Genomic DNA, 9,745 nt, shown 5'->3' with positions numbered 1-9,745 from the left:
GGAATGGCTTTATATCAACGTTTATCGCACCACTCAACACCAAAAAGCACACCACTCAACACCAAAAAGCACACCACTCAACACCAAAAAGCACACCACTCAACACCAAAAAAATAAAAATCACTTTACTTTAGTGTTAATTAGTAATAGAGTGTATTTATAAAATAAAATGTATGTTCGAAAGGAAGAAAATTTATGGTCGATAAACGCAATATGTTATGGGTCAGTGACCGTAACTTTAATAAAGAAGATTTTAAAGACCAACAATATTTTCAGGTGGCTGAACATAATGACCTAATTACTAAGGCACGTCATGATTTAAATGCCCGTGAATTGAAGATTATGGACTTTGTTGTTTCTAAGATTAAACCTGATGATAAACACTTTAATATCATTCATACGTCAATGTATGAGCTGTCTAATGTCCTTGAATTAAAGCGTAGCGGTCGTACGTACTCGCAACTTGCCCAAAATTTAGAAGACATGCGTGCTAAAAGCCTTCGTATTTATAGTGAGACGGATCGTCGTATTACTCTAACGGGGTGGTTTGAAGTTGTGCATATTTGGGAAAATGGACAACTTCAAATCAAAATCAATGAAGAATTTGCGCCATTTTTGTTGCAATTAAAAGATAAAGGGCACTACACCCAATACTTACTCGTTGATACCGTTAAACTGAAAAGTAAATATTCTATTTTGTTATACAAATTGATCCGTGAAGCTGATAAAGATAACGGTAGTTCAATTGCCATTGTTCAAGGAACGCCTGATGAGTGGAAAGAATGGTTAGGTTCGCCTGAAAGTTACACCTATGGACGTTTAAAAGATAAAATATTAAACCCAGCTATTGCAGAAATTAACCTTGAAATTGATGATATGGACTTATCTTTATTTCAAGCACGCCGTGGTCGTGAGGTAGTTCAAGTCGAAATTCACAATAATTTTATTCGTAACCCACGTTTTTAATATAAGGGGGGAAATGATGTTCATAATAAAAAGAGGGATACCGCCCTAGCCTCCACAGCTCACGGTATCCCTAAATTTAGCAAAACAACCAACCATTTGAAAGGAAGTTTCACTATGAAGAATAGTATCACAAAAATAAGTCTAGTTGTATCAGTTATCAGTCTGTTGGTAGTGGGTTTTCTTGCGCTACAAATGCATGAACTCACCACAATTACAACGAGTTCACACAAATTTAACTTATAAGTTATGTCTTTTGAACCTTGAGTGAGAATGTAGTCGAGTACTAGGCATGAGAATTTTTTGTAGGTTTCAAAAAATATTACCCGTTCTTGACGGAATGAACGACTGAAAACCGAAGTTAGTTACATATTATATGTACGAAGGCATTTCATTTACACAAGATTCTTGACGCTACCATAGCTAATGAATATTCGACTAGATTGCCAAAGCGATCAAAACCTCTTCTAACACGATTAAGCGCCAAAGTATCCGACTTACCCAATAACTCCTTGTCATCATCTTTTAGATTAACGGCCTTGAATTCATCTTTGAAACTAGCCACTTCTTGACCACTCTCTTGGAGTATTTTGTAGAGTGATTTGTGACGCAAATCTTTCAATTCATTTTGAATCGCAACATTTGGAAGATAGTGTTCAAAAATTATGAACGGCTTATCATCCAGTGAATAAAGACGTTTAATATACAAAACCTGTTGCTTACCAGATTCCTCAAAAGGAGTTCCCTTTGGCGAAACTAATTTGATCTGTAGAATCTTCTTAGTTAAATCACCGTGTTCATCGACAATAGATGAGAATGATCTGGCTTTTGATAATTTATTGAACAAGTTGTTGCTAATAACCGTCGTTCCGATTCCACTTTTCTTAACCAAATAACCCTCACTGACTAGTAATTCAACCGCATTACGGACCGTGATTTTGCTGACATTATACATTTTCTCTAATTCGTTCTCTGTTGGTATAAGGTTTCCTACTTCATACTTACCTGATAAAATATTCTTTTTAATATCACTGGCAATTCTCTGATATAAACTTCCTGCTATCATTTTATTATCTCCATGGTTCATCTATATTAATTATTATGTATTCTTACATTATAATATATGTAACGGCTGTTAAATAACAGCAATTAAATTTAAGGAGCATCTCATGAAATCATACCCCGATCCGAATTCAATCTATCCCAACCCCAATATCAAAGAAATGGTCTACATCAAAAATACAATCAAATCCCCAAATATTATCGTGGGCGACTACACGTATTACGATGATAAATCTGAACCAGAGAATTTTGAAAAACACGTCACTCACCATTACGAATTCCTAGGTGACAAACTAATAATCGGCAAGTTCTGTTCAATTGCCCAAGGTATCGAATTCATTATGAATGGTGCAAATCACGTGATGAAGGGCATTTCAACTTACCCATTTAATATTCAGGGTAACGGTTGGGAAGCCAACACACCTACTCTAGATGACTTACCTCTAAAGGGCGATACGACAGTCGGTAACGACGTATGGTTTGGTCAAAATGTCACTGTTCTACCCGGTGTTCATATTGGTGATGGTGCCATAATCGGTGCAAACAGTCTTGTAACTAGCAATGTGGAACCATACTCAATCGTTGGCGGTAATCCTGCCAAACTAATTAAACAAAGATTCTCTGATGATATGATTAATGAACTAGAAAAGCTGCAATGGTGGAATAAGGATATCGACTGGATAACTGCCCATATCAAAGAACTTACTGTTAATGAATTATCATTGGATAAGATCAAAGAATGGACAAAATAAGTATTTACAAAAAAGGTCCTCGCATTTAATAAAATGCGAGGACCTTTTTATAATTATTTATCACTTCAAGAATTGTAATCTAACAGCGTTTAATACCGCTATAACGGTGACACCGACATCGGCAAATACTGCTTGCCACATGCCTACGAAACCGAAGGCTCCCAGAATTAAGAACAAAACTTTGATCCCTATGGCAAAACTAATATTCTCCATAACTATTTTTCTAGTCACCTGAGCAATTTTAATCGTCTTAGAAACCTTGGAAGGTTCGTCACCCATAATAACAATATCGGCCGCTTCAACTGCAGCATCACTACCAAGACCGCCCATGGCGAACCCGATATCAGCCGTCGTTAATACTGGCGTATCATTGATACCATCACCAATAAAGGCCACTTTTTTATTTTTCTTCTTAGATGTTGCAAGTAATTTTTCAACAATATTAACCTTATCTTCAGGTAACAAGTCAGTATAGACATTGTCTAACTTAAGCTTATCCGCAATCGATCTACCAACTATGGCATTATCACCAGTCAACATGGCACTCTTAATCCCACGTTGATGTAATAATTCAATTGCATCCTGTGCATCTGACTTAGGCTCATCGGCAATCACAATGCTACCCATAAACTTACCGTCAACACTGACATAAACAACCGTACCAATTCCATTATCTCTGATGAAATTAATTCCTGACATTGCCTTATCATTACCTACTACAACTTGTTTGCCATCGACTATAGCCTTCAAACCATGACCAGCATGTTCGTTCGCATCTGTGACCTGATACTGACTCATATCGTCGTTATAAGCTTTGATAATCGACTGCGCGATTGGATGCGTAGAATTCTGTTCCGCTGCAGCCGCAATACCTAATAAATCTTGTCTCTTAACTCCAGCTACAGGTTCAATTTTAACAACTTCAAATTGCCCCTTTGTCAAAGTACCAGTCTTGTCAAAGGCTACTGTATCAACACTATTCAAGGCTTCAAGATAACTGCTACCCTTTACTAGTACACCTTGTTTAGATGCTGCTCCAATCCCGCTGAAGAAACTCAGTGGAACTGAGATAACTAGAGCACAAGGACACGAGATAACTAAGAATACCAAGGCACGTGAGATCCATTCACCCCAGTTGCCAGTAAACAGTGACGGAATTATTGCTAGTGCAACTGCCATAGCAACTACGATCGGCGTATAGATTTTGGCAAAACGTGTAATGAACTTCTCTGCCGGAGCCTTTTTATTGCTTGCATTTTGGACCATATCCAATATTTTGGCAACTGTAGAATCACTATATATCTTTGTGACCTTAATCTCCAAAGTACCGTTTTGATTGATAGAGCCACTCATGGCGGCATCGTTTTGATAAATACTACGAGGCATCGATTCACCTGTTAAAGCTGATGTATCAACCATCGATTGTCCAGACACGACCGTCCCATCTAAGGGAATCTTCTCACCAGGTCTAACAATAATAATCTGTCCAACTTGAACTTTAGATGGATCAACTTTCTTAGTACCTGAAGCCATTTTTATAGTCGCAAAAACTGGTTTAACTTCCAATAATGCTGAAATAGATTTTTTAGAATTATTTGTCGCAATATCTTCAAATAAGTTACCTACTTCATAGAAGAACATGACCGCGACAGCTTCCGGATACTCTCCTAAAATCAGAGCACCAACCGTTGCAATTGTCATTAAGAAATTTTCGTCAAAAATTTCACCATGAAAAATATTTTTAACTGCTTTTAAGACGATACTTCCGCCAATAACGAAGTAACCCATGAAATAAAGGACGATATTAATCGGTTCACCGAATATTCCTATGAATCCAGCAATCATAAATACAGCTGAAATAACTAATTTCCATAGTCTGACAGTGGATTCATGATCTAATTTATGTTTTGATTTCGTTTGCTTATTTTTTACTTGATATTCGGATTGGACATTGTACGATTTCATTAGAAACATCCTCCCTACAATTGTGTAAGTGTTTACATGAATATATGAGCATTCATTCATATTTCATCTATAATATAATATATCCTACAGGGAAATTCAATGATTTGTAGAAAAAAGGTGAAGTATTATGGTAGAAAAAGATTTTTCAGAACAAGAACATCAAGCTGCTCTGAATCATTTGAAGGAAAGTATTCCTGCCAATGAAGAATTAGAATCAATGGTCAACATTTTTAAGGCTTTTGGCGATATGACCCGTGTAAAAATTATCCTGGCATTGTCAAAAACACCCTTGAGTGTTGGCGAAATCGCCGATACTTTGGACATGAGTCAATCATCAATTTCCCATCAACTAAGTCTATTACGTCAATTAAATCTTGTTACGAGTGTGCGACACGGTCGAAATATTCATTATCGATTAAGTGATCAACACATAATCACGATTTTTGGACAGACAAAAGATCACATTATTGAAGACGAAAACGACTGATACTACTGACTTCCGATTATATGTACGAAGGCATTTCATTTACACAAGATTCTTGACGCTACCTTTTAATGATTTACATATTTTAAAACCAGATTGGAAAATTATTAAACGAACTTCCGATAGAGCTATTGTTTTTATGTTATTAAGTGATGAAGAAGAATGGGGCAAAATTCATAGAAATTCTAGAACGAAATATAAAAATTTGATTAAAGAAATATCCCCAATTGATTTAACGGAATTAATGAAATCGACTTTGAAAGAGAACGAAAAACAATTGCAAAAGCAAATTAATTTTTGGCAACGTAAATTTAGACTTGGGAAGTGAAAAAAACAATGAGAACTGAAAAAGAGATTTTAAATTTAGTTTCTGAATTTGCTTATCAACGAAGCAATGTAAAAATTATTACTCTCGAGGGTTCAAGAACTAATGAAAATATAAAAAAAGATAAGTTTCAAGATTATGATTTTTCGTTTTTCGTATCAGATATTGAGTGTTTCATACATGAAGAGAGTTGGTTAAGTTTATTTGGAGAATTATTGTTCATACAGAAACCAGAAGATATGGAATTATTCCCTCCTGATTTAGATTATGGTTATAGTTATATAATGTACTTTAAAGATGGCATAAAAATGGATATTACATTAATTAATTTAAAAGATTTAAATCGTTACTTTAATGACTCTGATGGTCTTGTAAAAATTTTAGTTGATAAAGATAATTTAGTGACTCAAGAAATTGTTCCAGATGACTCAAATTATTGGTTAAAAAAACCAACAGAACGAGAATTTCATGATTGCTGCAATGAGTTTTGGAGTGTTTCAACGTATGTAGCAAAGGGCGTTTTTAGAAGAGAAATATTATTTGCTTTAGATCATTTCAATAATATTTTACGTCCTGAATTATTAAGAATGATGTCTTGGTATATTGGTTTTAATAAGGGTTTTGATTTTAGTTTGGGAAAGAATTATAAGTTTATAAACAAATATTTAACTGATAAAGAATTCAATATGTTTTTAGCTACTTTTGAGATGAATGGATATAAAAAGACATACCAATCTTTTAAGCTCTGTTGTGAATTATTTAAATATTATTCAAATAAAGTAAGTTGTTTAGGAAATTATAACTATCCACATTACGAAAAAAATATCGAGAATTTTATTCGTAATAATTATGAAAATTAATTTTATTAGCAACCACATTTTTGGGGTTCTGGTGCAAAATTAACAAAATAGTCTTTGTAATACATTGGGACGATTGTTGAACGGATCATTGTACTAATAATTCGATTAGTGATTGTGACGACGAAAAACCAAAGAGACTTGGTTCTCTTTGGCTTACTTTATGTAGTTGATGCATGACTTCAATCCCACTTAGCGTTTTTAGCGCAGTTCGTAGTGATTGAAAACCGCTTGATTTTACTAAGACGTGTTTAATTAACCGATGATCTTGTTCAATCAAATTATTACGATATTTAGAACATTGGTGATTTGCTTTCACCAATAAGCCGTCTTTAATTACTTGTTTAATAGCCTTTAAAGTGCCAGCATATTGATCAGTAACCAGACAATCAGGACGACCATAGGTCGTCAATAAACGTTTCAAAAAATGATAGGCGGATTGATAATCACGATGTTTACGTAACTCAAAATCTAGTGTTAATCCATGACTATCAATGGCTCTATCATACTCTATCACAAGATCCAAACATCAATATTTGGCTGGCTAGACTGCTTCCTATTCTTATTATTTTTATTGTGTTCTTTTCTCTGCAATGGATAATCAACACATTTGAAAAGGAACCTTATAAATTTTAGTTATTATATTGGGCTGAAACCCTTGCTACAAGCGTGAGACGCTTGCCCTGTTCGGGGAGAACTCTCCATGAAATGGTCTGCTGGAAAGCTCCTGCTGAAAGCATGCGTCAAGTGCAAAATTTGTCTTGATGAAATCATGCTTATTATGCAAAATAATTCGGCAGACAGCCCCCGTCGGGTAGACGCCATTTGCGGAATAAATCAGCAAATGGCATACGCAACGATTGGTAAAAAGTGGCTAGCATATAGCTAGTCATTTTGCCGTGAGTTTGCGTAGCTAGGGGGTCAAGGGGCGAGCGCTAGCGTCCCCTTTGCAAGCACCACATCAGACACGTAAGTGGCTAGCATGTGGGTTGCTTGCCAAACCCCGTGAATTGATTTATTATGTGAGTAGAAACCCTAAGGGTTTCACGAGCTTAATCAATCAATTCACTTGCCTGAAAGGCAAAACAAAGGGGGTGGGGTTTGTGAGCGAACAACACAATATGTCTAGCCATCTATCCGATAAACAACCCAATCGGAAAGACAGTCGGCAAATCAATTTTAGAGTGAGCGAGCAGGACTATTTAAAGCTTTCGCAATCTGCGAAAACTTTAAATATGTCCGTGCCTGCTTTTGTCAAAAAGAAGGCACAGGGGGCGCGGATCGTTGCCCCTAAGATTGGCGCAAAAGAAGCGCAAGAGTTAGCCCGTCAATTAGCAAAAATTGGGGGTAATCTCAACCAATTAACAAAACACGCCAATCAGGGGGGCAACGTCCCCGCCCAAGCATTGCAGGAACTTCAAAGTGAGGTGGCAAAGATATGGCAACAACTCACATAAAGCGGTCTGCAAGTGCGTCACGGCTTGTCAATTATGCCGAAAAACGTGCGGTCTTAAAGGACGGACTAAACCTTGATGTGAACTATGCTAAAAGTCAATTTAAACAAGTCCGTGAAGTGTACGGTAATCAAGGTAAAACACAAGCCTATGCTAGTCGTATTTCGTTTAGTCCAAAGGAATTTGACCCTAAAAACGAAATCGACCAGAAAAAAGCTCTCGATATTGCCAAAGAAGTGTATCAAAAGACTTATCCTAATCAACAGGTGGCGCTATATGAACATGCTGATACGGACGCCTTACATATTCACGCTGTCATTGGGGCAATTGACTTGGAAACTGGCAAGAAAATGCATGGAAATTGGCAAGAATATCGTGAAAAGCTCGTTCATAACACCGATGAAATCGTACAAAAACATGGACTAGAAGTAACACACACTGACCCTGAACGGTATGAAAAGCGTTCTATGGCCGAAATCAAAATGCAAGACCGCGGACAACCGACTTGGAAAGACCAAATCAGACAAGCAGTTGATAGTACCATGTCTAATCAGCTTATATGCGATTTTCAGACGTTTAGAGACGATTTAAAGCAAAAAGCAATAGATGTATGGGAACGAGGTAAAGACCTTACCTATCAGCTAACAGGGACGAATTATAAGGCTCGTGGTAATAAACTTGGCACAGCTTACGAAAAGGAGGCAATTTACAATGAGTTGGAAAGACGTACCAGAGACCCAGATACAAACAGATTTAACAGCGCTCAACCAGACCCTGAAAGAAATCAGGAACTATCAGGGCACACAAATTCAACTACAAAGCAAACAACAAATCGAACTGACCGAACAGCTGACACAAATCGAACAAACCAGCCAAAAGGTCAATCAAGCCTTTCAAGAGACCTTGAACAATTTAGAGAACAGCAAAGAAACCAGCAGAGAACGATTAGTCGCTCTGCTCAAAGACGCTCAAAATCAGTTCAACGAACAAACAAAGACGGTCAATCGCAAAACAATCGACGAATTGCAACAGATAAACAGTCTGCAAAAGAGCAACAACACCACGTTGAAAGCCCTAAACGACAGCCTAAACCAAACCGTTCAAGGGACTATGGACCAAGTCGCTAATCGTTTATCTACCGAAATTGACCGTACACATAAACATATGAGTTGGTATGAGATTAAAAATTATCTGTACGCGGTTATTCCGACTGGGTTGCTCTCAGGGCTCGTATTTTGGCTTCTGACGCATTTCTTTGCTTAACAGGTGTATTTTATGAAATTATCTTTAAAATGGCTTAGAATGCAAAATATTGATGAATTAGCTAGGTGTCGACGCACTATTTAACTGTCTGTCAACGGTAAATCGAATTAAAGGGGCTTTCTGCTTTAGCAGTTAGCCCCTTTTTGAGGCTTTAAGGAGTTGATAGACTGGCGGATAAAACACTTTTGCGCATGCAAAGAAAAGCACCCTTGCTTTTTTTGCCTGCCTAACGGCGAGTGATTAGGTGGTCAAGCGAACTTCGCTTGTGGGTTTGGGCAACGCCCAAGATCTTTTTATGTAACGACCATAGGGAGGCGCAATGAGCAAAGCGAATGAAGTTAAATGTGAGAGCTTGTCTCTCACTCCTTTTGTTTGTGTTGTTTTGTTTTATTGAATTGCGCTCACAAACATAGCGCTACGCGCGCACCTAATTTATTAATAATTCTATTAATACTTCTAAATACTTAGGGAAAAAGGAATGGCTTTATATCAACGTTTATAGCACTAATAGAACACCAAAAAGCACACCACTCAACACCAAAAAGCACACCACTCAACACCAAAAAGCACACCACTCAACACCAAAAAGCACACCACTCAACACCAAAAAAATAAAAATC

At 36.9% G+C, this 9,745-nt stretch carries 9 protein-coding genes and 1 pseudogene; 7 read left to right on the top strand and 3 right to left on the bottom strand.

The window, feature by feature from the left end:
- Window positions 1-195: 195 nt before the first annotated feature.
- Window positions 196-966 carry a replication initiation protein gene (locus tag ATN92_RS12410; RefSeq protein WP_056950677.1) on the top strand — a complete coding sequence of 257 codons (771 nt, stop codon included), beginning with the start codon at window positions 196-198 and terminating at the stop codon, window positions 964-966.
- Between the two features lie 388 nt (window positions 967-1,354).
- Here ATN92_RS12410 and ATN92_RS12405 read toward each other — a convergent pair whose 3' ends face one another.
- Entirely contained in the window at window positions 1,355-2,029 is a 675-nt protein-coding gene (locus ATN92_RS12405; protein ID WP_056950674.1) for a GntR family transcriptional regulator, read from the bottom strand.
- Window positions 2,030-2,132: 103 nt separating this feature from the next.
- Between ATN92_RS12405 and ATN92_RS12400 the strand changes: the two genes are divergently transcribed.
- A complete protein-coding gene (locus ATN92_RS12400) occupies window positions 2,133-2,777 on the top strand; it encodes a Vat family streptogramin A O-acetyltransferase (RefSeq protein ID WP_056950673.1) in 645 nt (214 codons plus the stop codon).
- A gap of 60 nt (window positions 2,778-2,837) precedes the next feature.
- Here ATN92_RS12400 and ATN92_RS12395 read toward each other — a convergent pair whose 3' ends face one another.
- Window positions 2,838-4,622 carry a heavy metal translocating P-type ATPase gene (locus ATN92_RS12395; protein WP_411762952.1) on the bottom strand — a complete coding sequence of 595 codons (1,785 nt, stop codon included), beginning with the start codon at window positions 4,620-4,622 and terminating at the stop codon, window positions 2,838-2,840.
- Between the two features lie 247 nt (window positions 4,623-4,869).
- Here ATN92_RS12395 and ATN92_RS12390 point away from each other — a divergent pair, with 247 nt between their 5' ends.
- From ATN92_RS12390 to str, 3 genes are all read left to right on the top strand, one after another.
- Entirely contained in the window at window positions 4,870-5,229 is a 360-nt protein-coding gene (locus ATN92_RS12390; protein WP_025024910.1) for an ArsR/SmtB family transcription factor, read from the top strand.
- 136 nt (window positions 5,230-5,365) lie between these two features.
- Window positions 5,366-5,554 carry a hypothetical protein gene (locus tag ATN92_RS12385; RefSeq protein ID WP_435369334.1) on the top strand — a complete coding sequence of 63 codons (189 nt, stop codon included), beginning with the start codon at window positions 5,366-5,368 and terminating at the stop codon, window positions 5,552-5,554.
- 8 nt (window positions 5,555-5,562) lie between these two features.
- Entirely contained in the window at window positions 5,563-6,411 is an 849-nt protein-coding gene (str, locus tag ATN92_RS12380; protein WP_056950663.1) for a streptomycin adenylyltransferase Str, read from the top strand.
- A gap of 85 nt (window positions 6,412-6,496) precedes the next feature.
- Here the strand turns inward: str and ATN92_RS12375 are convergent.
- Window positions 6,497-6,910: pseudogene (locus ATN92_RS12375) on the bottom strand (DDE-type integrase/transposase/recombinase); the annotation flags it as partial.
- A gap of 601 nt (window positions 6,911-7,511) precedes the next feature.
- Between ATN92_RS12375 and ATN92_RS12370 the strand changes: the two are divergent.
- Window positions 7,512-7,865, top strand: coding sequence for a MobC family plasmid mobilization relaxosome protein (locus tag ATN92_RS12370; RefSeq protein ID WP_056950680.1), 354 nt, complete (start codon window positions 7,512-7,514; stop codon window positions 7,863-7,865).
- Entirely contained in the window at window positions 7,847-8,989 is a 1,143-nt protein-coding gene (locus tag ATN92_RS12365) for a relaxase/mobilization nuclease domain-containing protein (RefSeq protein ID WP_056950657.1), read from the top strand. The genes ATN92_RS12370 and ATN92_RS12365 overlap by 19 nt, the downstream gene beginning before the upstream one ends.
- Window positions 8,990-9,745: the final 756 nt, after the last annotated feature.

This window comes from Companilactobacillus bobalius, assembly GCF_009764355.1.
The sequence above is the reverse complement of the archived record's forward strand: the minus strand, read 5'-3'. Positions and strand labels throughout refer to the sequence as shown.

Excerpts from the sequence above, each read along its gene's own strand:
- ATN92_RS12410 (WP_056950677.1), top strand. The coding sequence starts at position 196 with ATGGTCGATAAACGCAATATGTTATGGGTCAGTGACCGTAACTTTAAT.
- ATN92_RS12405 (WP_056950674.1), bottom strand. The coding sequence starts at position 2,029 with ATGATAGCAGGAAGTTTATATCAGAGAATTGCCAGTGATATTAAAAAG.
- ATN92_RS12400 (WP_056950673.1), top strand. The coding sequence starts at position 2,133 with ATGAAATCATACCCCGATCCGAATTCAATCTATCCCAACCCCAATATC.
- ATN92_RS12395 (WP_411762952.1), bottom strand. The coding sequence starts at position 4,622 with ATGATTGCTGGATTCATAGGAATATTCGGTGAACCGATTAATATCGTC.
- ATN92_RS12390 (WP_025024910.1), top strand. The coding sequence starts at position 4,870 with ATGGTAGAAAAAGATTTTTCAGAACAAGAACATCAAGCTGCTCTGAAT.
- ATN92_RS12385 (WP_435369334.1), top strand. The coding sequence starts at position 5,366 with ATGTTATTAAGTGATGAAGAAGAATGGGGCAAAATTCATAGAAATTCT.
- str (WP_056950663.1), top strand. The coding sequence starts at position 5,563 with ATGAGAACTGAAAAAGAGATTTTAAATTTAGTTTCTGAATTTGCTTAT.
- ATN92_RS12365 (WP_056950657.1), top strand. The coding sequence starts at position 7,847 with ATGGCAACAACTCACATAAAGCGGTCTGCAAGTGCGTCACGGCTTGTC.